Consider the following 22,418-nt stretch of genomic DNA (forward strand, 5'->3'; position numbering starts at 1 on the left):
GACCGAGCAGTGACATGTGGCGGGGCGCGCGCTTGCGACGAAGGAGCAACTGAGCGTGCCGTGCCACATGTCACGGAGCGGCGCGCACGTCATGGGGCTCAACGCGCCTTGAACGCGTCGCGCAGCTTGCCGAAGAGGGAACCCTCCGTGGGGTTCGCAACCTGCCCGGTCGGCTTCTCCTCGTCGCGGAGCGCGGCGAGCTGGCGCAGCAGGTCCTCCTGCTCGGAGGTCAGCTTGGTCGGCGTCGCCACCATGGCGTGGACGATGATGTCGCCTCGGCCGGACCCGCGCAGGTGGGTCACCCCGAGCCCGCGGAGCAAGATCTGTTCCCCGGACTGGATGCCGCGTCGCACGTCGAGCTCGCTCACCCCGTCGAAGGTCTCGAACGGCACCGTCGCACCCAGGGCCGCCGCAGTCATGGGGACCTCGAGCGTCGCGTGCAGGTCGTCTCCCTGGCGCTGGAACCGCTGGTCGCGGCGCACCGCCACCTCGACGTAGAGGTCACCGGCCGGGCCGTTGCCCGGGCCCACCTCACCCTCGCCCGCCAGCTGGATGCGCGTACCGGTGTCGACGCCCGCGGGGACGCGGATCGTCAACGTGCGCCGGCTCCGGACCCGACCGTCGCCGGAGCACTCGTAGCAAGGGGCCTCGATGACCTGACCCGTCGCCTGGCAGTTGACGCACGGCCTGGAGGTCATGACCTGGCCGAGGAAGCTCCGCTGGACCTGCTGGATGTGCCCGGACCCCTGGCACACGTCACACGTTCGCGTGCCGGTCCCGGGCTGGGTGCCAGCCCCGTGGCAGGTCGAGCAGCCCACCGCCGTGTCCACGGTGAGTTCCTTCTCGGCGCCGAACACGGCGTCGGCGAGGTCGAGGTCGAGGCGAACCAGAGCGTCCTGGCCCCGCGCCTGACGCGACCGAGGTCCACCACCCTGCGCCTGCCCCGCGCCCGCGCCGAAGAACGCGTCCATGACGTCGCTGAACGAGAAGCCTTGGCCGAAGCCCGAAGCACCTGCTCCGGCGTAGGGGTCGGCGCCCATGTCGTAGTTGCGCTTCTTCTCCGCGTCGGAGAGCACGTCGTAGGCCTGCGAGACCTTCTTGAACTGCTCCTCGGCCTCGGGGCCGGGATTGACGTCTGGGTGGAGTTTGCGTGCGGCTCGGCGGTAGGCCTTCTTGATCTCGTCGGCAGTCGCGTCACGGGCCACGCCGAGGTCGGCGTAGTAGTCGTTCACTTCGGTGGACGTCCTTCGCATTGGTGCAGTGGGTACTTGGTGCAGTGGGTCTGTGCTGTGGTGTCTGTGCTGTGGTGCCTGTGCAGTGGGTGTCGGTGGACGGTCGAACGGGGTCAGTCAGCCAGGATCCGACTGACGTAGGTCGCGACGGCGCGCACGGCAGCCATCGTCGTGGGGTAGTCCATGCGGGTCGGGCCGACGACGCCCAGGCCGGCGACGAGGTCGGACCCCGCGCCATAGCCAGAGGTGACGAGCGACGTCGACTGCAACCCGGCATACGGGTTCTCGGCCCCGATCCGGACCGCAACGGCGTCGCCCTGATCGGTCACCGTTCCGAGGAGCTTGAGCAGGACGACGTGCTCCTCCAGCGCCTCCAGGACGGGTCCGATCGACGTCGGGAAGTCCTCGCCGGCACGGACGAGGTTGGAGGTTCCGGCCATGACGACCCGCTCCTCGCGCTGCTCGACCAGCACCTCGGTGAGCTCGGCCGCGATCGCCGCGAGGAGTCCGCGCGCGCCGGGGTCGACCTGGATCGGGAGTTCACCGAGCCCCCCGGCGGCATCCGCCAACGTCTTCCCCACCGTGGCGCGGTTGACGTCGGCCCGGAGGGACGCAAGCATCCGCTCGGCCGTCGGATCGGTGAGGTCCGTGCCCGTCTCGAGGACCCGCTGCTCGACGCGCCCCGTCGTCGTGATGAGGACGACGAGCAGACGGGTTGCGCCGATGGGCACGAGCTCGATGTGCCGGACCGAGGACCGGGTGAGCGATGGGTACTGCACCACGGCGACCTGACGAGTCAGCGATGCGAGGAGCCGGACCGTCCGGTCGACGACGTCATCGAGATCGATGGCGCCGTCGAGCAACGTGCTGATGGCGCGCTTCTCGGCACCGCTCAAGGGCTTGACCGTGGTCAGCCGGTCGACGAAGAGCCGGTAGCCCGCGTCGGTCGGGATGCGACCCGCGCTCGTGTGCGGCGCCGCGATCAGACCTTCCTCCTCGAGGGCGGCCATGTCGTTGCGCACGGTGGCGGCCGAGACCCCGAGCTGGTGACGCTCGAGCAGGGCCTTGGACCCCACCGGCTCGGACGTCTCGACGTAGTCCTGGACGATGGCCCGCAACACCGCGAGCCGACGATCCTCACTCATCCGCGACACCTCCCTTCGCGCTGGCACTCATGCTTGGTGAGTGCCAATTCTACGTCTACCCTCACGCAGGTGACGGATCGCTACGGACAGGACGTGCTCTCCGGCGACTGGAAGGCGCCTCGCGGCGGCCGCTCCACTCCCCTCGCCGCCGAACTCGGGCTCGTCGTCGAGGACGTCGAAACCGGCTGGGTCGGTGCGGTGGTCCGCGTCGAGAAGGCGGGCGGCATCCAGGTCGTCCACCTGGAGGATCGTCGGGGACGCACCAAGGCCTTCCCGCTCGGGCCCGGCTTCCACGTCGACGGTCGCCCGGTGACGCTGACCAAGCCGACGGCCGCTGCCGATGCCAAACTGACAGCGGCCCGAACCGCCGCGTCCCGGACGGCCAGCGGATCCCGCGCAGTCGCGCACGCCCCAGCCAGGGTGGCCAGCGCGTCACGGATCTTCGTCGAAGGCACGCACGACGCGGAGCTCGTCGAGAAGGTCTGGGGTCACGACCTCCGTGTCGAAGGCGTCGTCGTCGAGCCCCTCGACGGCGTCGATGACCTGGAGGCCGCGATTCGCGACTTCGCGCCCGGACCGGGCAAGCGCATGGGAGTGCTGGTCGACCACCTCGTGCCCGGGACGAAGGAGACGCGCGTCGTCGAGGCCGCCTCCCGGCTGCAGCCGTTCGCTCCGCACGTCCTCATCGTCGGGCACCCCTACGTCGACGTGTGGCAATCCGTGCGGCCGGAGCGGTTGGGCATGCAGCAGTGGCCGGTCATCCCCCGCGGCACCTCGTGGAAGCACGGCATCTGCGCGCACCTTGGCTGGCCCCACGACGACCAGGCCGACATCGCCCGCGCCTGGAAGCAGATTCTCGGGACGGTGCGGAACTACGCCGACCTCGAGCCGTCGTTGCTGGGTCGGGTCGAGGAGCTCATCGACTTCGTCACCGCCCCGGCGGCCTGAGCCTGCGTCCGCAGGAATGGTCGCCTGGGTGACCAATCCTGCGGACACAAGCACGGTGGGTATGCCGTGTGCGCGCCTTCCGCGGCAGGGTCACCCCTGATCCCACCCTGATCACACCCCGAACGGGGGATGAAACGTGCTCTCGATGGGTTTCACTGGGAGACAGCACCCCGTCCCCTGAAGGAGGACACCATGACCACCACCCCGCAGCCGGAGTTCGAAGGACAGAACCCGCAGGCGCCTCAGGCCCAGCCTCAGCAGGGGCAGACTCCCCCGCCGCCTCCGTACCAGCCGCCCGCCGCCGGGCAGCCATATTCGGGGCAGTCCTACCAAGGCCAGACCTCCCCGGGGCAGCCGACGGCCTACGGGCAGCAGGTTCTCGACCCGGCGCAACAGCGTCAGTGGGGCATGTTCGCCCACCTCATCCCGCTCATCGCGATGGTGCTCAGTGCCGGCCTGCTCGGTTTCGTCGGGTCGCTCATCATCTACGTGATGTACAAGGAGCGCGGAGACTTCGTGCGGCAGCACGCTGCCAACTCGCTCAACATCCAGATCGTCACCGGGATCGTCCTGCTCATCTCGTTCCCGCTCATGCTCGTGCTCGTCGGCTTCGTGACGTACTTCCTGGCGCTGGCCTTCGCCTTCGTGCTCCACATCATCGGAGCCCTGCGCGCCAACGAGGGTCAGCAGTGGACGCCGCCCATGACCCCCGCCTTCGTCAAGTAGGCCTGCACGACGCTCCCCGCTTCGACTTTGTGCCCCATTGGGCCCGTTCATCGGACGGCGCACCGCCGCCGGAAGCGGCCCCATGGGGCACAAAGTCGATCTGCGCTCAGACGCCGCCCTTGAGGAGCAGCCCTCCGTCGACGACGAGGAGTTGGCCGGTCATCCACGCAGCGTCGTCCGAGAGCAGGAAGGCCACGACGCCGGCGATGTCCTCGGGCACGCCGAGCCGCCCGAGCGGATAGCCGGCGGCAACCTCCTCCTCACGCCCCTCGTAGAGCGCCGTCGCGAACCGGGTCTTGACGACCGCAGGCGCGACGGCATTGACGCGCACCGACGGCCCCAGTTCGATGGCGAGTTCCTCGGTGAGGTGGGTGAGCATGGCCTTGCTGGCGCCATAGAAGCCGATACCTGGGGCGGGCCGCACACCGGCCACGGACGACACGTTCACGATCGCGCCACCGCGTTGCTCGAGGCCACCCGCGACGGCCTTCTGGATCCACGACAACGCAGCGATGCAGTTGACCTCGACGATCTTGCGGGCGGCGTCGAGGTCGAGATCGACCAGACGCCCGTAGGCCGGGTTGATCCCCGTGTTGTTGACGAGCAGGTCGACCGGCCCGAACCTCTCGGCCACCGTTGCGAGCACCTCGTCCTGGTGGGCCGGGTCGTCCGCACGACCGGCAACGGCCATCGCCACGTCCGGCCCTCCCAGCGACTCCACCGCCGTGTCGAGCGCCTCCTGCTTGCGCGCCGTGATGCACACCCGTGCGCCCTCGGCGACGAGCCGCTCGGCGATCCCGAGACCGATTCCTCGGCTGGCTCCCGTGACGATGGCGGTGCGGCCCTCAAGTCGGTGTGAGCGTGTCGAAGTCATGTGGGCCAACCTAGAGCGCCGCACGGAAGTCACCCAACGGCCCCTCGACCGACGGGTCCCGACCCTAGACTCGATGCATGCTCCTGACCGTGGAGCGGGTGGCTCACCTCCGTCACGTCGCCCTGTTCTCCGCCACGCCGGATCACGTTCTCGCGGGGGTCGCGACAGCCGTCGACGAGGTTGAGTTCGCCGCTGGCGACACCCTGATGCGTGCGGGAGACATCGAGGACTGGCTGTTCGTCGTCGTCAGCGGACGGGTGGACGTCGTGCGCCCTGACCGTCGGGTCTCCCTCGGGCCCGGCGCCGTCGTCGGCGAGCTGGCCGTCCTCGACCCCCAACCACGTTCGGCCACCGTCACTGCAACGACACCAGTGACCGCGTTCCGTCTGAGCAAGCCGGCCTTTGACGAAGCCGTCCGGACCCGGCCCGAAGTCGCACTCGGCGTGATCACCGAGTTGGTCCGTCGGCTGCGGGAGACTCACGAGGCACGACCCGATCGATGAAATCCCGGCTGGCACTGCTGACGGGACAGACCATCGCACTCGGCGTGATGGTGGCATTCCTCGTGGTGCCGGCCAGCGCGCTGTTCCTGGCTCGCTACGGCGCGGACGCCCTTCCCTTCACCTACCTGGCCGTGGCAGTGACCGGAGTAGTCGTCACCATCCTGATCCGCAGGGCACAGAACCATTTCAGTCTCGCCAGACTGGCAGTCCTGGTGCTGACGACCTACATCGCGATCGTTGCCGTGGCGTGGGCACTCCTCGAATTCGCCGACGCTGTATGGGTGACGTTTCCCCTGATCGTCGTCTTCCCACTCATCATCCCGTTGGGACTCATGCTCGTCGGCGCCCAATCCGGCCGTCTCCTCGACGTGCGCCAGATCAAGGCCCACTTGCCGCGAGTCATGGGAGGGTTCGCACTCGGCTTCGCGATCGGCGGGGTGGGCGCAGCAGCCTTGGTGGGGCCCTTGGGCGGACCCGTTCCACTCCTGGGGGTGGATGCCCTCACGGGAGTCGTCCTGCTGGGCCTGACCCTCGAGACAGCCCGCCGCTTCCCGGGCGAGTTGCGAGCCACGCCAGACCCGCTGCCGCCGGATGTCTTGAGCCGGCCAGCACTCCGAACTCTCCTCGGGAACCGCTTGGTCCTCGTCGTGTTCGGCTATCAGGTGTTGGCCGCAGCCACCATGCAGTTGCTCGACTTCCTCGTCTGGGAACGGGCGGCCGTGCGCTACCCGGACCCCACCGACCTGACGCGGTTCCAGGGTCTCTACGGCGCCGTCATCAACGTCACGGCGATCCTCTTCGTGGTGCTCCTGGCCGGTCGCCTGCTCACGCGCTTCGGCGTGGGCCTCGGGCTGGCGCTGAACCCGGGAGCCGTCGTCGTGCTCGCAGCCGTGGGCACTGCCCTCGGCTTCGCTGCCGGCAGCGTCACGACGGCGTTCTTCGTCCTGATCTGCGTCCAGCAGGTCATCAGCATTTCGCTCACCGACGGGATGACCCGCAGCTCCATCAACGCGACCTACCAAGCCCTGCCGATGGCTGAACGACTCCGCGCACAGACCGGTGTCGAGTCGGCCGGCGTCCCCGTGGCCCTCGGTCTCGTCGGTGGCTTCCTCCTCCTGCACCGCGCCTGGGGTCTCGACATCCTCGTCGTGGAGGGGGTGACGCTCGTGGTGGCTCTGGCGTGGCTGGCGCTCGCGCAACGTGCCCATCGGGAGTACCGCGCCGGGCTGCGTCAGCAGCTCGCCCGCCCGCCGTGGGTACCAGCCTCGCTCCGGATCCGCGACGAGGCGCAGCAGGCTGCGGTGAACCGGCTCCTCGCAAGCAGCGACCCACTCGATGTCCAGGTGGCAGTGACAGCGCTCAACGACACACGTCACGACTGGGGTTGGGACCTCGCACCAGAACGCTCCGATCCCGCGCTGGACGTCCGCCGCGCCCTGGTCGCCGAGGCGGAGCACGTGGCGCTGGCTCTCGACGTTCTGGAGGGCCTGGACGGCGCACCCGGCACGCAACCGCTGCGCAGCGCGCTGCGCGACACCGTGACGGAGTCGGCTCGACAGGCCACCGACGTGCTCGCCCTCGCTCACGGTCGAGACGAGGTGTTGCGCGCGGTCTCGGCGATGAGTTCGCCCGCTGAGCGAGAGCGTGGGCTGGCTCTGGAGATGCTCGAGGTCACCTGCGGCCACAGAACTGCCGGACTGGCTCTCGCCCTGGTGGATCCGATGCTGGATGACACGGCTCGGCGACGAGCCCTGGCAGCCCAAGCCCCTCGCGCGCACCGTTCCACGGCCGAGCACCTCCGAGATCTGGTCACTGACCCGAAAGGCACCTGGAACCAACCCTGGCTCAGGGCCTGCGGCCTGTACGCCGCTCCGGGAGTCCTCGGGGCCAAGGCTCACGAGTTGGCGATCCCCTTCGTCAATGACCCCGATCCCGTCGTCGCCGAGACGGCGCGGTGGGTCCTGCGGCCCGAATGACGCTCAGGTCTCGACGCCGAGCAGCCGGCGGACGACCGTGTCGGCAAGGAGTCGGCCGCGCAGGGTGAGAACGACCCGACGGTCGCGGACGGCTGCAGGCCCCTCGATGAGTTCGTGGGCAACCAGTCCGGCGACAGCGCGCCGGCCGACGTCGTCGAGTTCGTCGATCGACAGGCCATCGCGAACGCGCACCTGCAAGAGCACCTTCTCGTCCCGCAGTTGCTCGGTCGTCAACGTCTCCCGACCTGCAGCAGGAGAGAGCCGCTCGGCCAGCCGGCCGGCATACGCCCTCGGGTGCTTGACGTTCCACCACCGCACGCCGCCCACGTGGCTGTGCGCTCCCGGACCCACTCCCCACCAGTCGCCACCGGTCCAGTAGCCGTCGTTGTGCCTGCACCGGCCGGCAGGCGTCCGCGTCCAGTTGCTCACTTCGTACCACCCGAACCCCGCCGCGGAGAGCGCCTCCTCCGCCAGTTCGTACTTCGTCGCCTCATCGTCGTCATCGGGGCGCTCGACCTCACCGCGTCGCACCTGGGAAGCCAGCTTCGTTCCCTCCTCGACCACGAGCGCGTAGGCCGAAATGTGCTCCGGCTCAAGGGAGATCGCGGCATCGAGACTGGTCTGCCAATCGTCCACGGACTCCCCCGGTGTCCCATAGATGAGGTCGACACTCGTCACGAGGCCGGCTGCCTGCGCCGCCATGACCGCACGACCGACTCCCTCCGGGTCGTGCGTCCGGTCCAACGTTGCCAGGACGTGTGGGACAGCGGACTGCATGCCGAGCGAGATGCGCGTGAATCCCCCGTCCGCGAGTTCCTTCAGGGAGTCCGGCGTCACCGAGTCCGGGTTCGCTTCGGTGGTCACCTCGACGTCATCGGCCAGGCCAAACCGATCTCGTATGCCGTCCACGGCCTTCACGAGATCGGCTGCGGCGAGCATCGTCGGAGTGCCGCCGCCCACGAAGATCGTGTCGACCTCCGGTGCGGCATCGCCGAGCACCGACTGCGCGAGGTCGAGCTCGGCCATGGTGGTGTCGACGAACGTCGACGTGCTCGCGCCCGGCCCGAGCTCGGTCAACGTATAGGTGTTGAAGTCGCAGTAGCCGCACCGCACGCGGCAGAACGGCACGTGCAGGTAGACGCCGAAGGGACGCTCCCCCAACCCTGCGAGCGCGGACTCCGGGAGCTCACCCGAGTCCGGGGCCGGGTCTCCATCGGGCAGTCGGGGCATGCAGCAAATCCTCGCACCCGCCCTCGGCGCAGAGTGGGCCGGCTTGTTCCGGCTTGTCGGAGTCATCAGACCGGCTGGCGCAGCAGGGCCTGCGGCGTGTCCAGCGTGACACGCCGCAACGGTCCAGAAATTCCGAGAAAGATCGGCGACAGGGGTTGCGCGCCCGGCCCCGCCCGACTACAAATATCCATACGCACTCACTTCGGTGAGAGCGTCGAAACAAGAACTTCGGTTCATGTTTCGTCGAGGGCCTCGGAAACTCATACTTTCCGAGGCCCTCACCTTTTGCCCCGATGTTGACCTTCCCCAGAGGTGCGCCCTCGATAGGTTGGCGGGCGTGCGCATCCTCTCTGACGCCGACGTCCGCGCCAACCTCCCACCACTGGTCGAGGTCGTCGACCTGGTGGCCGACGCGCTCACCGCCCTCGCCGAGGGACGCGCCGACGTGCCGCCGAAACCGACCGTTCGCACCTCCCCCGGCATGTTCGCCAACGCGATGCCTGCCGCCTACCCGGAGCGAAACCTGTTGGGCTGCAAGTGGATCAGCATCGTCCCCGACAATCCAGTGCGTGGCCTGCCGACCGCGAGTGGCGTCATGGTGGTCAATGACGGAGCGACCGGTGTCCCCCGCACGCTGCTCCCCGCCCACGAACTCACGGCCGTGCGCACGGCCGCCGTGACCGGCGCGTGCATCCGGGCGCTTGCGGGCCCTGATGCGACGATCGCCTACCTCGGCGCCGGGCTCCAGGCCGGCTCGCACGTCCGGATCCTCGAGGCGCTCGGCCACACGGAAGTCACAGTGTGGGCGCGCCGCCGCGAGGCGATCGACGCCTTGGTGGCGGAGGCGGCGAAGGCCGCACCCGGCATACGAATCATCGCCTCTCCCTCCCGAGAGGCGGCCGTACGGAACGCGGACGTGGTCATCTCCGGACTCACGATCGGCCTCACCGACATGGCGATCCCGGTGACGTGGCCGCGCGAAGACGCACTGCTCCTGCCCATCGACTACGGCAGCTCGATCGGTTCGGACCTCGCCGACACCGCAGTTCTTGCTGCTGACGACCCCCACCAGTTCGCCGCGGTTCGCGCCGTGAGGGGCAAGCTCGACGGATACCCGGTGCCGACGGCCTGGACGGGCCACCTCCTGCACGGCCCACGCCCTTCCGGAAGGCTTGTCGTGCAGAACCTCGGCACGGGGATCACGGATCTTGTCGTGGCAAGCGCCGTCGCCGATCGCGCCGAGGCGTCAACGACTGGTCAGGTCCTCGACATCTAGGCCACCTACGATGGCGAGGTGAGCGATCACCCAAGTGCCCCAGAGTCCCGACCCGAGCGGTGGATCGACCTCGAGGGTGTCGTCAACATGCGCGACTCTGGAGGGCTTCCGACGCGGGACGGCGGCGCCATTCAGCCGCACCGCCTGCTCCGCTCGGACAACCTCCAGGACCTGAGCCCGGCAGACGTTCGGCAGGTCGTCGACGTGCTCGGAGTGAGCGACATCGTCGACCTGCGCAGCGACACCGAGGTCAACACCGAAGGTCCGGGACCACTGTGGCAGATCGAGTCCCTGACGCACCACCACCACTCCCTCTTTGGGGACGGGCGTTCCGTCACGGCGCAGCAGGCACTCGCGATGCCCGCCCACTCGACGCGTCCCGTCCGCGATGCGCAGTTCTGGTCCGATCACTACCTCGGCTACCTCGCGGCGCGACCTGACTCCATCTCGGCCGCCCTCGATGTCGTCGCTCGCAGCAGCGGAGCCACAGTGGTTCACTGCGCAGCAGGCAAGGACCGAACCGGCACGGTCGTGGCGTTGGCGCTCGACGCCGCAGGAGTGCACCACGATGTCATCGTCGAGGACTACGCGCTCACCGGCCAACGCATCGAGCAGATCATCGCCCGGCTCATGCCACGCGATCTCTATGGCAATGCTCTCCGGCACCAGAGCCTTGACGACCAGCGCCCCCGCCCCGAGACGATGCGCACGATCCTCGAGACCGTGCGGAGCGAGTTCGGCGGGGCCGAGGGATGGTTGCGCGAGCAGGGCTGGAGCGATGCAGACGTCGAGCGCCTGCGGGCGAGGCTCACGACGTGACCGACGTCCGACCAGTCCGACCCGTTCTCAGTGCTCCCGACCCGGACACGCGTCCCCGCAACCGCCGCCGTGCCATGAGGGTGTTGCTCGTCGACACCGAGGACCGACTCCTGCTCTTCCGTGACAGCGACCCGGGCATCACCCCGGTCCCGACGTTCTGGATCACGCCCGGCGGCGGGGTCGACCCCGGCGAAACCGACCTCGAGGCCGCCGTGCGCGAGATCGAAGAGGAGACGGGGCTCGTCATCGACGCGGAGGCGCTCGTCGGCCCTCTTGCCGAGCGCGTTGTGGTGCACGGCTACAGCGATGTCGTGACGACCCAGGATGAACTCTTCTGGTTCGTCCGCTGCGACCCGTTCGAGGTGTCCATCGACGGCCACACCGAGGTCGAGCAGGCGACGATGACGGCGCACCAATGGTGGACGCGGGCCGATCTCGAATCATCCGCGGAGGACATCTGGCCACGGGACCTTCTGGCGATCTGGGATCAGGTCGCCGCCGGCGACAGCGTCGGTGCCGCGCCTCTCCCCCTGGGCGACGTCGACGAGTCGACGGTGGCTCCGTCCTGATCAGCAGCGTGGATCAGGCTGCGTCAACCGGTTCCAGGACGAAGACCGGGATGAGGCGCTCCGTCTTGCGCTGATACGTCGCATAGGTCGGGAAGGCCGCCACGCAGCGGGGCCACCAGACCTCACGCTCGGCACCGTCCAGTTCACGCGCCATCGCCACCCAGGTGCGCTCACCGTCCTGGACCTCGAGCACCGGGTTCTTGCGGAGGTTGGCGTACCACTGGGGGTGCTCGGGCGATCCACCCTTGCTGGCCACCGCGGCATACACCCCGTCGTGCTCGACTCGCATCAGCGGAACCTTGCGGACGGTGCCGGTCACACCGTTCATCGTGAGGAGCACCACCGGTCGCCCCATGATGGTGACGGACTCGGTGGTGCCCGTCGCTTCGATGGTCTCGACCTGCTTGCGCACCCAGTTGGTGGGGCTCGGGACGTAGGTGCCGGTGAGGGTCATGCCCTCCACAACACCGGCCTCGGGCGAAGTATTCGCTACTTCTTCTTGTCGCTCACGTAGATCGTGATGGTGCCCTCGACGACCACGGTCCCGTCCTCGCGGATCGCCTTGACCCGGACTGGGACATCACCGGTCTGTTCCCAGTCGGCCGGGTCGGTGTCGGCGGTGCAGAGCAGATCGGTCGTGGACTTGGCCAGGTAGGCCACCTCCATGCCCTTGGGGATCCAGCGACGGTCCTTGGGCACCGTCGCCTCGGCGAGCAGGCCCATGGCCGCCTCAAGTCCGTTGCAGACCGCGATCGCGTGCACCGTGCCGATGTGGTTCTGCACCGCGCGGCGCTTCTTGATCGTCAGCGCGGCATGGTGCGGGCGCACCTCGCGGACCTGGGGACGCACCGTCCAGAAGTACGTCGCCTTCTGCGCGTAGATGAACGAGAAGATCTGCTTCCCGAGGGGCAGAGCGGTGACCTTGCGATACAGGGCGAACGTGTCCGACATACCAGCAATGTTACTTCCCGGTATGCCGGGCGCTCGCCACTCGTGGCCACCCTCACCTGCGCCTACTTCTTCTTTGGCTCCGCGGCGTCGTTGGAGAGGGCTGCGATGAAGGCCTCCGGCGGAACCTCGACGGTGCCGATGTTCTTCATCCGCTTCTTGCCAGCCTTCTGCTTCTCGAGCAGCTTGCGCTTGCGGCTGATGTCACCGCCGTAGCACTTGGCGAGAACGTCCTTGCGGATGGCGCGGATGTTCTCGCGCGCGATCACTCGGGCGCCGATGGCGGCCTGGATCGGCACCTCGAACTGCTGCCTCGGGATGAGCTCCTTGAGCTTGCCCGCCATCATGTTGCCGTAGGCGTAGGCCTTGTCCTTGTGGACGATCGAGCTGAAGGCGTCGACGTTCTCGCCCTGGAGCAGGATGTCGACCTTCACGAGGTCGGCCGCCTGGTCGCCGGACTCCTGGTAGTCAAGCGAGGCATAGCCACGCGTCCGCGACTTCAGCTGGTCGAAGAAGTCGAACACGATCTCGGCCAGTGGGAGTGTGTAGCGCATCTCGACGCGCTCCTCGGAGAGATAGTCCATCCCGAGCAGCTGGCCACGTTTGCTCTGGCAGAGCTCCATGATCGCGCCGATGAACTCGCTCGGGGCGAGGATGGTCGCCTTGACGACGGGTTCGCGGACCTCGGCGATCTTGCCGTAGGGGAACTCGCTCGGGTTGGTCACCTCCACCTCGGAGCCGTCGTCCATCGTGACGTCATAGACGACGTTGGGCTGGGTCGAGATGAGGTCGAGGTCGAACTCGCGCTCGAGACGCTCGCGGACGATCTCGAGGTGGAGCAGGCCGAGGAAGCCGCAGCGGAAGCCGAAGCCGAGCGCCGCCGACGTCTCGGGCTCGTAGACGAGCGCCGCGTCGTTGAGCTTGAGCTTGTCCAGCGCGTCGCGCAGGGCGGGGTAGTCGGAGCCGTCGATCGGGTAGAGCCCCGAGAACACCATCGGCTTCGGGTCGCGGTAGCCGCCCAAGGCGCCTGAGGCAGGCTTGGCGGAGTTCGTGACCGTGTCACCGACTCGCGACTGACGCACGTCCTTGACACCCGTGATGAGGTAGCCGACCTCGCCGACGCCCAGACCCTTGCCCGGCAGCGGCTCCGGTGAGATGACACCGATCTCGAGGAGCTCGTGGGTGGCCTTGGTCGACATCATCGCGATCTTCTCGCGCGGGTTGAGGTTGCCGTCGACGACCCGGACATAGGTCACGACGCCTCGGTAGGTGTCGTAGACGGAGTCGAAGATCATCGCGCGCGCCGGCGCGTTGGGGTCACCCACCGGGGCCGGGATCTGGCGCACGATCTCGTCGAGGAGCGGCTCGACGCCGACGCCGGTCTTGCCACTCACCCGGAAGCAGTCCTCGGGTTCGCAGCCGATGAGTCCCGCCAGCTCCTCGGCGTACTTCTCCGGCTGCGCCGCAGGGAGGTCGATCTTGTTGAGGACCGGAATGATCGTGAGGTCGTTCTCCATGGCGAGGTAGAGGTTCGCCAGCGTCTGCGCCTCGATCCCCTGCGCCGCGTCCACCAGGAGGACTGCACCCTCGCAGGCGGCCAGCGAGCGCGACACCTCGTAGGTGAAGTCGACGTGCCCGGGGGTGTCGATCATGTTGAGGATGAAGCTGCCCGACTGACCCGAGGCGTCCACCGAGTCCCACGGCATGCGGACGGCCTGGCTCTTGATGGTGATGCCGCGCTCGCGCTCGATGTCCATGCGATCGAGGTACTGCGCGCGCATGGCGCGCTCGTCGACGACTCCGGTGATCTGGAGCATGCGGTCAGCGAGCGTGGACTTGCCGTGGTCGATGTGGGCGATGATGCAGAAATTGCGGATCGCCTCCGGCGGCGTGGCGTGCGGCTGCAGCGCGGTGCGGGCGCGGGGAGACACAGTCGTGGGGTCCTCAAGGAAGGCGGAAACGAGTCGGAACAGTCTCCCACGCCGAATCAACCCCGATGTACAGCGCCAAAGCAGGCTACCGCTCGGTAGGCTACTGGTCGGTACGGTCAGTCGGCCGTGCATCCGCCTCATGTGGAGGAATCACGACAATGACGTCACGCAGCACCATGCTCCGTCGCACTGCCCTGACCACCGCCGTGACCGGCGCGGCCGCCGCTCTCGTCATCGCGGGCGCCCCGGCCGCGAGCGCGGCCCCGATCGGCGTCGGTTGGGATGTCAACGTCACGACCACCGTCAAGAAGCTCAACCAGGAGATCGCCTTCCCGCAGACCCGCTTCCCGGCGCAGGTCGACATCTTCGGCGACGGTTCCATCTCCGGCAACCTCGCTCTGCCCGACGCGACGAGCACCCTGAAGCTCGGCAGCCTCCCGCTGGCCAAGGTCACCCTGGGCGTCGTGCCCACCAAGCCGGTTTCCGGGAAGCTCACGGGTCTCGACGTGGTGGCGAACCAGGAGTTCAACATCCACATCAAGAAGATCCAGCCCCTCGGCCTGCCGATCAACCTCGTCGGCAGCAACTGCAAGACGGCCACCCCCGTCCAGAGCCAGCTGACCGGCACCCTGACCGGCCTGTTCGATCCCTACACGCTCAAGGGCGAGTACACCATTCCCAAGTTCAAGAACTGCGGCCTCAGCACCCCCCTCATCAACCTCCTCATCCCGGGTGAGGGCAACACGATGACGGCGAACTTCTCGGGCTTCCAGATCGGCGGCTGACCCAGCCACGCCGAAAAGACGAGAGGGGTATGCCGTGGTGCGACACGGCATACCCCTCTCGTTTTCGTCGTCGGTAGGTTGAAGCGCATGGCGACCTACCCCGGAGACTTCGACGGACCGCTGAACCCGACGTATGCCCCTGAACCCGACGGCGAACCCGACCCCGGGGAGGTCGTGTGGGCGCACGTCCCCTACGAGGACGACGCGACCCAGGGCAAGGACAGGCCGGTCCTCATCGTGGGTCGTGACGGCGGGTGGCTCCTCGGGTTGTACCTCACGGGCCAGGACCACGACCGGGACCACGAGCAGGAGCGTCGCGCCGGGCGAATCTGGGTCGACGTCGGACCCGGGGGCTGGGACAGCAAGGGACGACCGTCCGAGGTGCGGGTCAACCGCGTCGTGCGGATCGACCCTGCGACCGTCCGCCGTGAGGGCGCCGTTCTCGAGCGGGCGCGCTGGGACGAGGTCATGGCTGCGCGAGGTGAGCGGACGGCATACCCGAGTGGTCCGTCGACGCTCGGACGCTTGGTCAACCGACTGCGCGGACGTTAAAGACTTCGCAAAGAACCTCTCCTCCGGTTGCGAGTGCCACCGGGCGCCCCTTGGCTGGTCGTGCACCGACCCATTGCAGCCCCGACCAAGGAGAGCTCATGAGCAGGTTGTCTCGTCGCATCGCCGCCGGCCTCGTCACCGCCGGTGCCCTGTCCCTCGTCCCCGCCGTCGGACCGGCTGCGGCCGATCGTTCCGTGCCGCTGCGCACCGCCGCCGTGACCCAGACGCCCGGAATGGACGTCTCGTCCCACCAGGGCAACGTCAATTGGTCCTACTGGTGGGGGCAGGGCATGAAGTTCGCCTACGTGAAGGCGACGGAGGGCACGACCTACAAGAACCCCTACTTCGCACAGCAGTACAACGGGTCCTACAAGGTGGGGATGATCCGAGGGGCGTACCACTTCGCGCGCCCCGACCGCTCCAGCGGCACGGCTCAGGCCGACTTCTTCGCGAGCACCGGTGGCGGGTGGTCGCGTGACAGCAAGACCCTGCCCGGGGTGCTCGATATCGAGTACAACCCCTATGGCGCGACCTGCTACGGCCTCTCCCAGACGGGGATGCGGAACTGGATCGCCGCCTTCACATCGCGCTACAAGGCGCGCACGGGCAGGGACGCCGTCATCTACACGACCACGGACTGGTGGACCCGGTGCACCGGCAACACGAGCCAGTTCTCGAAGACGAATCCGTTGTGGATCGCGCGCTACAGCAGTTCCGTGGGCACGTTGCCGTCGGGTTGGTCCTACTACACGTTCTGGCAGTACACCGACACACCGCTCGACAAGAACCGTTTCAACGGCGACATGTCCCGTCTCCGGGCCCTCGCGCTGGGCTGAGCCGCCCGGCAGCGTCCGGGCACGCACGAGGGCCCGTCACCGTGATGGTGACGGGCCCTCGTGCGTGTCGGTCGCGGACGACCGGGTCAGCGGCGACTCAGAGGCTGGAAGCCTTCTTGGCCAGCGCCGACTTCTTGTTGGCCGCGTTGTTCTTGTGCAGAACGCCCTTGCTGACGGCCTTGTCGAGCTTCTTGGACGCCACCTTGAGCGCGTCCTTGGCCTCGTCGACCTTGCCGGCCTCCGCGAGCTCGCGGAACTTGCGGACCGCGGTGCGGACGTCGGACTTGACGGCCTTGTTGCGCTCGGTCGCGACCTTGTTGGTCTTGATGCGCTTGAGCTGGGACTTGATGTTTGCCACGAAGAGAAACTTTCTGAAGAGGTCGGTAATTGCCGTGAGAGGGCGGCAGGAACAACTCGGGACCGGGAGTGGGGACACCCTTGCGTGAGTTGCTCCTGGGTGAAGCAACGTGCGCGCACGACCTGAGCGCGCACGCAAGGGGCAAATTTACCAGTGAGTGGTCTGGGGAGGCAAAACGACACAATGCCCTCGCGTATGCCGTGTGCTCCCCCGCCGCTCAACCGTCGCCGGCCGCCTTCTCGCGGGTGATCGTGAGGACTGCGCGCTCCACAGCGTAGACGGGGTCGCGACCACCGCCCTTGACCTCGAAGTCGGCCGCGGCTACGGCTCGAAGGGATCTTGCGAGGGACTCTGCGGTCCAGCCCTGGAGCGAGCGCCGGGCCTTGTCGACCTGCCACGGGGCCATCCCGAGGTCTCGGGCCAGGTCGGCTGATCGTCCGCGGCCGGCCGAGCCGACCTTGATCAGTTGACGGATCTGTTGCGCGAGAACGGCGACGATCGGGACGGGGTCGACACCGACGGCGATCGCGTGGCGCAGGAGACGGAGTGCCTCGCCGGCATTGCCGGCGACGGCTGCGTCGGCGACCCGGAAGCCCGTGGCCTCGACCTTGCCACCGTGATAGGTCAGGACGACCTGCTCGTCGATGGTGCCGGTGGTGTCGGCGATGAGCTGCTGGCAGGCGGAGGCGAGCTCGCGCAGGTCCTTGCCGATGGCGTCGACGAGTGCCTGGACGGCCTGTGGGGTCGCTCGGCGCTTGTTGCGGCGGAACTCGTTCATCGCGAAGTCGGCCTTGTCCCGGTCCGTCTTGATCGCGGGCGCGTCGATGACCCGGGCCTTGGACTTCTTGAGCGTGTCGAGGACCTTCTTGCCGCGGTTGCCACCCTTGTGGGTGACGACGAGTGTCACGTCGTCCGGCGGGGCCGCGAGGTGGGCCAGGAGGTCCTGCTGCAGTTCGTCGGTCGCCTCGTCGAGGTCATGGACGACGACGGCCTTGTCGCCGCCGAAGAGCGAAGGGCTGGCGTGGACCATGAGTTCGCCCGGCTCGTAGGTGCTGGCGTAGAGCCGGATGACTTCGACGTCGGGGCTGTGCTCCTTGATGGCCTGGACGGTCTCGGCCAGTCCCCGCTCGGCGAGGACCTGCTCCGGCCCGGCGATGAGGACCAACGGCGGGACGCGGCGCTGCACCTCGACGAGATCACTCACGGCGCTCACTCTGCCACGCGGCTCCGACACCCTCGGACGGGTTTCGTCGACGGCGCCACCAGACGATCCCCGTGACCGCAGCCAGGGCGAGACCGATTTCCTTCCACCACCACGTCCACCACGCCGTGGACGTCCCAAAAAGCGTGTCGGCGGGGCGAGCGCTGAGAGCGTCGGACGCCCACACTGTGGCAAGGACGCTGTGCGGGTCCTCGAAGACAACCGCTTGGCCACGACCAGTGGACGCTCCCTCAGGAGGCCACCAGTTCCCGCCGGAGGTGCCGGTCTGGGGAAGCAGCGGTTCAGAACCCCGCCACTGCACCGTGGTGAAGGCCTGAGGTGCCTCGATCCACTCCTGCTGAGGTGTAGGGATTCCCAGGAGGTCGACAGGTGACAGATCGGGCAGACGCACACCTCCCAAGAGACCGGTTTCGCCATTCATCTCGTCCAGGGAGATCCACAGAGTGCCGTCGTTGCGAACGGTGCCCCACCATTGGCCGCGCGTGGTGGTGTCGCTGGCCATCGTCGTGAAGTCGACCGCGCTCCCGACAGCAGTTGTCGTTCCGCTTCGTGAGTCCCACATCACGATGCTCGCGGTTCGCTCCGAGGAGGTGGCTTCTGTCGCCAACCCATCGGCAAACGTTCGACCGATCAGCCGGTTGTCGTCGAGCCATCCGGCGGGCTGACGCATCGTCGGGACGACCCACGTCGCGCCGCCATGGAGATCCCACACGACGGGGCCGTCGTGAGTGGGCAAGGCGAGATAGCGATTGGAAGGGGAGAACCACCCTGGATGCTGCATGGCGAGCTCGTGTTCTCGAGTTGTCTTGAACCCGCCGTCAGGACCGGTCCGCTCGGGCGCCCCCACACTGAGAAACCACTCGGCGGCTGATTCGAGGTCGCGAACGACGACGCGATCCCACTCGCCGTCGTAGTACGCGAGTCGACGTCCATCGGCCGACAACACCGGATACAGGTCCTGATTCGCACTGGCGGCTCCAGGAAGGTGATAGCGGCGCCCGGTCGGGGACACCACCTGCCACGTCGAGCCCTCGCCCTTGGTCATCGCCACAACGGCAGCCATCGGCCCGGGGCGTGAGGGCAGATCCCTGACGATCCATTGGTGGCCAATGCGCTGCGGATACGACGAGACTCCCCCGGAGTTGCCGTCACCGGCTGGTAGGAGCTGGTCAGGGACCGCCTCTGAGGTTCCGAGAACGAGGGAGGCCACGACCGCAAGGACGGCCAACGTCACCACGCCCGTGGCTGTCGCTCGCGCCAACTGACGCCGCTTCCCACGGCGCCAGGCCGTCTCGGCGAGGCCTTCCGTCGCGGGATCCATGCCCTCGGGTGCGAGTTCGGCGGTATCTCGCATCAGTCGAGTCAGGGTGTCCATCACCGCTCCTTCAAGGCTGGCGCGAGATCCGCCATGAGCTGAGGGTTGAGTTCGCGAAGTCGCCCGAGCGCGTGGCGCGCTTGGGACTTCACGGTGCTGACGGAGCAGCCGAGCACTGCGGCGGCCTGCACCTCGGTGCGGTCCTCGAGATAGCGCAGCACGAGGACGGATCGCTGGCGCGGCGTGAGTCGAGCCAGCGCCTCGATCAGCGCGAGACGCAGGTCGTGGTCTGCGACCGCCGTGCGACCCTCAGGAGCCTCCGAGACCAGCCGCTCGGGCCGGCGCTGCTGGCGACGCCAGTTGTCGATGTGGATTCGGTGCAGGACCGTCCGCGCATAGGCCATCGGGTCCGAGTCGTGGCGCCGGATCGACGACCACTTGCTCGCCATCCGCACGTGTGTCTCCTGCACGAGGTCCTGGGCGGCGTGGTGGTCGCCGCTCAGCAGCCAGGCAACGCGCAGCAGAGGCGTCGTGCTCGCACGCACGAACGCCACGAATTCGGCATCAGGCCGGGCCCAGCTCATGACCACCTCCGAACCCAATCACGACGAGAGGGCCTCCCACGGGTGGACCCCAAACTCCCCGAGGGCCCAGGCCTCCCTTACGTCAGCGCGAACGGCTCCTAGAACGACCATCGGCGCTGACGTTGCGCAAACTTGCACTCGGAACGTCAGCGTGAACGGCTGCTAGAAGGACCGTTGACGCTGACGTTGCGAGGGCACCGGGTCAAGTCAGTCGAAGCTGAGGGTGGCGCCCGCGCCGGCTTCGAGGCCAAGCCCCTCGAGCCGAGCCGCGATGACCTCGGTCGGGAGTTCGAGGGACTCGCTGAGCTCCTCGACGCTGAGGCCGAGCTCGACACCGTCGCGGAGTTCCTCGTCCTCCTGATCGGTCCACGCGTGGCCCTGCGTCACGGCCGTGCGCGCCGATGGCCCTGGTGGCGGTGCAGTCGCAACGGGACGGGTGTCGGTCGCATCGACCTCACCCTTGACCTCAGCGTCACCCATCGACGTGCCCTGGACGGCGCCGGTCAGCCCACGCAGCGCCGGATCCGCCACCTCGAGCGGTGGCGGGGCCGTCTCGTCGAGGCGCTTGAGGGCGCTCAGGACGAGGGTGCGATCCGACGTGGGCCAGAAGGGAGGCAGCGAACGCTGGAGGAACCCGGCATACCGGGCACTCATCATGCGGGAGTCGAGGAAGGCGACGACCCCGCGATCGTCCCCGCGACGGATGAGCCGGCCGGCGCCCTGCGCGAGCCGCAGGGCGGCGTGCGTCGCGGACACGGCCATGAAGCCGTTGCCGCCCATGCGGGCTATGGCCTGCGAGCGCGCGGAGGCGAGTGGGTCGTCCGGTCGCGGGAACGGGATGCGGTCGATGATGACGAGCTGGCAGCTCGAACCGGGGACGTCGACGCCCTGCCAGAGGCTCAGGGTGCCGAAGAGACAGGTGCGGGGATCGCGAGCGAACTGCCGAACGAGTGTCGCGATCTGATCCTCGCCCTGGCAGAGGATCGAGAGCTCACCGTCCAGATCCTTCATCCGCTCGCGCATCTCGTCGGTCGCCGCCCGTGCCGCGCGCATCGACGAGAACAGCCCGAGGGTGCGACCACCCGCTGCGCGGACGAGTGCCTCGATCTCGTCCATGGACTCGGGCGAGGCGCCGTCACGACCGGGAGGTGGCAAGTGCTTGGCGACGTAGGCGATCCCCTGCTGCGGGTAGTCGAACGGGCTGCCCACGTCGAGACCGGTCCACTTCGGGGCGCCCTCGCCGCGCAGGCCGATCGTGCCCGCGACCGCGTCGAACGTTCCGCCGAGCTCGAGCGTCGCGGAAGTGAGGATGACTGTGCGGTCCTCGAAGACCTTGTCGCGCACGAGCATCGCCACGCTCATCGGCGCGACCCGCAGGACGCTCCCCCGCCGCGGGTCCTTGCTGACCCAGACGACGTCGAGTTCGCGCTCCTCGAGGATGCGCGCGGCGTTCTCGTTGATTTCGTCGACGGCGGCTCGCGCCACCTGGCGCGCACCGTCGACCTCGGTTCCAGGCGGCGGCTTGAGCTCGGTCTGGACCTGACGGCTCGTGTCCCGCAGGCGTGCGAGGGCGAGGCCCAGATTGTCGGGAATGCCGGTGAGTCGCCCTTCCGGGATCTCCTCGAGTACCGATTCGAGGAAGGTGGCGGCGTCGTCGATCGTTTCGCTCGAATCGGCCTGTCGCCCAGCGCGTTTGGACGCCGCACGGGCCATGCCGGGCGTGACCTCGTCGGTGATCGTCGCGGTGACGCGGTCGACCAGTTCGTGCGCCTCGTCGACGATGAGAACGTCGTGCTCGGGGAGCATTTGACGACCCTCGAAGGCGTCGATCGCCATGAAGGAATGGTTCGTGACGATCACGTCCACCGACTTGGCGGCTTCGCGAGAGCGCTCGACGAAGCACTCCGTGACCATCGGGCACTTGCTGCCGAAGCACTCATCCGCGCTGACGGACACCTGCCGCCACGCCCGCTCGGAGACGCCGGGCACGAGTTCGTCGCGGTCGCCGGACTCCGTCTCGTCGGCCCACTCCCGAAGCCGGACGACCTCCTTGCCCAGCCATCCGGCCTGCTGATCGACGTCGCCGACGCTCATGAGTGAGTCGGCGTCGTCGTCGGGGAAGCCGCCTGCGAGCTTGTTGACGCACACGTAGTTGCGACGGCCCTTGACGAGGGCATAGGTCGGGCGACGGCCGAGCAGGGGCGCGAGCGAGTCGGCGACCCTGGGCATGTCGCGGTCGACGATCTGGGCTTGGAGGGCCAGCGTCGCCGTGGCGACAACGGCCGGCTTCCCGACGTCCATGGCGTGCTGGACGGCAGGCACAAGGTAGGCGAGGGACTTGCCGGTGCCGGTGCCGGCTTGGACGAGGAGGTGCTCACCCGAGTCAACGGCGTGGGCGACGGCCTTGGCCATGCTCACCTGGCCGGGGCGCTCACTCCCCTTGACACCACTGACCGCGGCGGCGAGGAGGTCGTCGAGGGTCGGCACCGAGCCAGCCTATGCCGAGGGACGGACACGCTTGACCCGCCATCCACAGCCCCGTCCCGAACTCACCGAATTCCTCCGTTCGGGACGTTGAATCCTGGATGT

At 68.1% G+C, this 22,418-nt stretch carries 22 protein-coding genes; 10 read left to right on the top strand and 12 right to left on the bottom strand.

Features of this window, described 5'->3' with window-relative positions:
* Window positions 1–98 precede the first annotated feature (98 nt).
* Both dnaJ and hrcA read right to left on the bottom strand, forming a co-directional pair.
* Window positions 99–1,232, bottom strand: coding sequence for a molecular chaperone DnaJ (gene dnaJ, locus N802_RS00660; protein ID WP_035910785.1), 1,134 nt, complete (start codon window positions 1,230–1,232; stop codon window positions 99–101).
* Window positions 1,233–1,345: 113 nt separating this feature from the next.
* Window positions 1,346–2,377 (bottom strand): heat-inducible transcriptional repressor HrcA, encoded by a 1,032-nt coding sequence (hrcA, locus tag N802_RS00665; RefSeq protein WP_035910788.1) that lies wholly within the window; start codon window positions 2,375–2,377, stop codon window positions 1,346–1,348.
* A 69-nt stretch (window positions 2,378–2,446) separates the two neighbouring features.
* Here hrcA and N802_RS00670 point away from each other — a divergent pair, with 69 nt between their 5' ends.
* Together N802_RS00670 and N802_RS20710 are read left to right on the top strand one after the other, a co-directional pair.
* Entirely contained in the window at window positions 2,447–3,325 is an 879-nt protein-coding gene (locus N802_RS00670; protein WP_035910793.1) for a DUF3097 domain-containing protein, read from the top strand.
* A gap of 192 nt (window positions 3,326–3,517) precedes the next feature.
* Window positions 3,518–4,051, top strand: coding sequence for a DUF4870 domain-containing protein (locus N802_RS20710; protein ID WP_084071739.1), 534 nt, complete (start codon window positions 3,518–3,520; stop codon window positions 4,049–4,051).
* 106 nt (window positions 4,052–4,157) lie between these two features.
* Here N802_RS20710 and N802_RS00680 read toward each other — a convergent pair whose 3' ends face one another.
* Window positions 4,158–4,925: an SDR family oxidoreductase gene (locus N802_RS00680; RefSeq protein ID WP_035910797.1), complete on the bottom strand. Its 768-nt coding sequence runs from the start codon at window positions 4,923–4,925 to the stop codon at window positions 4,158–4,160.
* A 77-nt stretch (window positions 4,926–5,002) separates the two neighbouring features.
* On the opposite strand from N802_RS00680, the gene N802_RS00685 reads away from it, so the two are divergent.
* The gene (locus N802_RS00685) at window positions 5,003–5,428 is read left to right on the top strand and encodes a cyclic nucleotide-binding domain-containing protein (protein WP_035910801.1); all 426 of its coding nucleotides are present in this window, start codon (window positions 5,003–5,005) and stop codon (window positions 5,426–5,428) included.
* On the top strand, window positions 5,425–7,404 hold the full coding sequence (locus N802_RS00690) for a hypothetical protein (RefSeq protein WP_035910806.1): 1,980 nt from the start codon (window positions 5,425–5,427) through the stop codon (window positions 7,402–7,404). The genes N802_RS00685 and N802_RS00690 overlap by 4 nt, the downstream gene beginning before the upstream one ends.
* A 3-nt stretch (window positions 7,405–7,407) precedes the next feature.
* Here N802_RS00690 and hemW read toward each other — a convergent pair whose 3' ends face one another.
* On the bottom strand, window positions 7,408–8,634 hold the full coding sequence (hemW, locus tag N802_RS00695) for a radical SAM family heme chaperone HemW (RefSeq protein WP_035910808.1): 1,227 nt from the start codon (window positions 8,632–8,634) through the stop codon (window positions 7,408–7,410).
* A 337-nt stretch (window positions 8,635–8,971) separates the two neighbouring features.
* Here hemW and N802_RS00700 point away from each other — a divergent pair, with 337 nt between their 5' ends.
* From N802_RS00700 to N802_RS00710, 3 genes are read left to right on the top strand one after another with little or no spacing between them, the layout of a single operon-like run.
* The gene (locus N802_RS00700; protein ID WP_035910810.1) at window positions 8,972–9,910 is read left to right on the top strand and encodes an ornithine cyclodeaminase; all 939 of its coding nucleotides are present in this window, start codon (window positions 8,972–8,974) and stop codon (window positions 9,908–9,910) included.
* An 18-nt stretch (window positions 9,911–9,928) separates the two neighbouring features.
* Window positions 9,929–10,729: a tyrosine-protein phosphatase gene (locus N802_RS00705; RefSeq protein ID WP_245613780.1), complete on the top strand. Its 801-nt coding sequence runs from the start codon at window positions 9,929–9,931 to the stop codon at window positions 10,727–10,729.
* Window positions 10,726–11,298, top strand: coding sequence for an NUDIX hydrolase (locus N802_RS00710; RefSeq protein ID WP_245613781.1), 573 nt, complete (start codon window positions 10,726–10,728; stop codon window positions 11,296–11,298). The genes N802_RS00705 and N802_RS00710 overlap by 4 nt, the downstream gene beginning before the upstream one ends.
* 13 nt (window positions 11,299–11,311) lie before the next feature.
* Here the strand turns inward: N802_RS00710 and N802_RS00715 are convergent, their stop codons facing one another.
* The 3 genes from N802_RS00715 to lepA form a co-directional block, all read right to left on the bottom strand.
* Window positions 11,312–11,752, bottom strand: coding sequence for a nitroreductase family deazaflavin-dependent oxidoreductase (locus N802_RS00715; RefSeq protein ID WP_035910812.1), 441 nt, complete (start codon window positions 11,750–11,752; stop codon window positions 11,312–11,314).
* 35 nt (window positions 11,753–11,787) lie between these two features.
* On the bottom strand, window positions 11,788–12,249 hold the full coding sequence (locus tag N802_RS00720; RefSeq protein WP_035910815.1) for a hotdog fold domain-containing protein: 462 nt from the start codon (window positions 12,247–12,249) through the stop codon (window positions 11,788–11,790).
* Between the two features lie 62 nt (window positions 12,250–12,311).
* Window positions 12,312–14,177 (bottom strand): translation elongation factor 4, encoded by a 1,866-nt coding sequence (lepA, locus tag N802_RS00725; protein ID WP_035910817.1) that lies wholly within the window; start codon window positions 14,175–14,177, stop codon window positions 12,312–12,314.
* Window positions 14,178–14,335: 158 nt separating this feature from the next.
* Here lepA and N802_RS00730 point away from each other — a divergent pair, with 158 nt between their 5' ends.
* The 3 genes from N802_RS00730 (at window position 14,336) to N802_RS00740 (ending at window position 16,350) form a co-directional block, all read left to right on the top strand.
* Window positions 14,336–14,962, top strand: coding sequence for a hypothetical protein (locus N802_RS00730; RefSeq protein ID WP_035910819.1), 627 nt, complete (start codon window positions 14,336–14,338; stop codon window positions 14,960–14,962).
* Window positions 14,963–15,049: 87 nt separating this feature from the next.
* Window positions 15,050–15,514, top strand: coding sequence for a type II toxin-antitoxin system PemK/MazF family toxin (locus N802_RS00735; protein WP_156971219.1), 465 nt, complete (start codon window positions 15,050–15,052; stop codon window positions 15,512–15,514).
* Between the two features lie 98 nt (window positions 15,515–15,612).
* A complete protein-coding gene (locus tag N802_RS00740) occupies window positions 15,613–16,350 on the top strand; it encodes a lysozyme (RefSeq protein ID WP_035910821.1) in 738 nt (245 codons plus the stop codon).
* A 97-nt stretch (window positions 16,351–16,447) separates the two neighbouring features.
* Here N802_RS00740 and rpsT read toward each other — a convergent pair whose 3' ends face one another.
* The 5 genes from rpsT to N802_RS00765 form a co-directional block, all read right to left on the bottom strand.
* Window positions 16,448–16,708, bottom strand: a complete 261-nt coding sequence (gene rpsT, locus N802_RS00745) for a 30S ribosomal protein S20 (RefSeq protein WP_035910823.1) — start codon at window positions 16,706–16,708, stop codon at window positions 16,448–16,450.
* A gap of 217 nt (window positions 16,709–16,925) precedes the next feature.
* Window positions 16,926–17,921, bottom strand: a complete 996-nt coding sequence (gene holA / locus N802_RS00750) for a DNA polymerase III subunit delta (RefSeq protein ID WP_052109257.1) — start codon at window positions 17,919–17,921, stop codon at window positions 16,926–16,928.
* Entirely contained in the window at window positions 17,905–19,305 is a 1,401-nt protein-coding gene (locus N802_RS00755; RefSeq protein WP_035910827.1) for a hypothetical protein, read from the bottom strand. Before N802_RS00755 ends, holA begins: the two co-directional genes overlap by 17 nt.
* Window positions 19,305–19,829, bottom strand: coding sequence for a SigE family RNA polymerase sigma factor (locus N802_RS00760; protein ID WP_052109258.1), 525 nt, complete (start codon window positions 19,827–19,829; stop codon window positions 19,305–19,307). Before N802_RS00760 ends, N802_RS00755 begins: the two co-directional genes overlap by 1 nt.
* Before the next feature lie 207 nt (window positions 19,830–20,036).
* On the bottom strand, window positions 20,037–22,316 hold the full coding sequence (locus N802_RS00765; protein WP_035910829.1) for an ATP-dependent DNA helicase: 2,280 nt from the start codon (window positions 22,314–22,316) through the stop codon (window positions 20,037–20,039).
* Between the last annotated feature and the right edge of the window lie 102 nt (window positions 22,317–22,418).

This window comes from Knoellia sinensis KCTC 19936 (assembly GCF_000768705.1).
Classification (GTDB): Bacteria; Actinomycetota; Actinomycetes; order Actinomycetales; family Dermatophilaceae; genus Knoellia; species Knoellia sinensis.

What these genes read in the sequence shown, in the direction of transcription:
- hrcA (WP_035910788.1), bottom strand. Translation starts at nt 2,377, where the DNA reads ATGAGTGAGGATCGTCGGCTCGCGGTGTTGCGGGCCATCGTCCAGGAC.
- N802_RS20710 (WP_084071739.1), top strand. Translation starts at nt 3,518, where the DNA reads ATGACCACCACCCCGCAGCCGGAGTTCGAAGGACAGAACCCGCAGGCG.
- N802_RS00680 (WP_035910797.1), bottom strand. Translation starts at nt 4,925, where the DNA reads ATGACTTCGACACGCTCACACCGACTTGAGGGCCGCACCGCCATCGTC.
- N802_RS00685 (WP_035910801.1), top strand. Translation starts at nt 5,003, where the DNA reads ATGCTCCTGACCGTGGAGCGGGTGGCTCACCTCCGTCACGTCGCCCTG.
- N802_RS00690 (WP_035910806.1), top strand. Translation starts at nt 5,425, where the DNA reads ATGAAATCCCGGCTGGCACTGCTGACGGGACAGACCATCGCACTCGGC.
- hemW (WP_035910808.1), bottom strand. Translation starts at nt 8,634, where the DNA reads ATGCCCCGACTGCCCGATGGAGACCCGGCCCCGGACTCGGGTGAGCTC.
- N802_RS00715 (WP_035910812.1), bottom strand. Translation starts at nt 11,752, where the DNA reads ATGACCCTCACCGGCACCTACGTCCCGAGCCCCACCAACTGGGTGCGC.
- N802_RS00720 (WP_035910815.1), bottom strand. Translation starts at nt 12,249, where the DNA reads ATGTCGGACACGTTCGCCCTGTATCGCAAGGTCACCGCTCTGCCCCTC.
- N802_RS00730 (WP_035910819.1), top strand. Translation starts at nt 14,336, where the DNA reads ATGACGTCACGCAGCACCATGCTCCGTCGCACTGCCCTGACCACCGCC.
- N802_RS00735 (WP_156971219.1), top strand. Translation starts at nt 15,050, where the DNA reads ATGGCGACCTACCCCGGAGACTTCGACGGACCGCTGAACCCGACGTAT.
- N802_RS00740 (WP_035910821.1), top strand. Translation starts at nt 15,613, where the DNA reads ATGAGCAGGTTGTCTCGTCGCATCGCCGCCGGCCTCGTCACCGCCGGT.
- N802_RS00755 (WP_035910827.1), bottom strand. Translation starts at nt 19,305, where the DNA reads ATGGACACCCTGACTCGACTGATGCGAGATACCGCCGAACTCGCACCC.
- N802_RS00760 (WP_052109258.1), bottom strand. Translation starts at nt 19,829, where the DNA reads ATGAGCTGGGCCCGGCCTGATGCCGAATTCGTGGCGTTCGTGCGTGCG.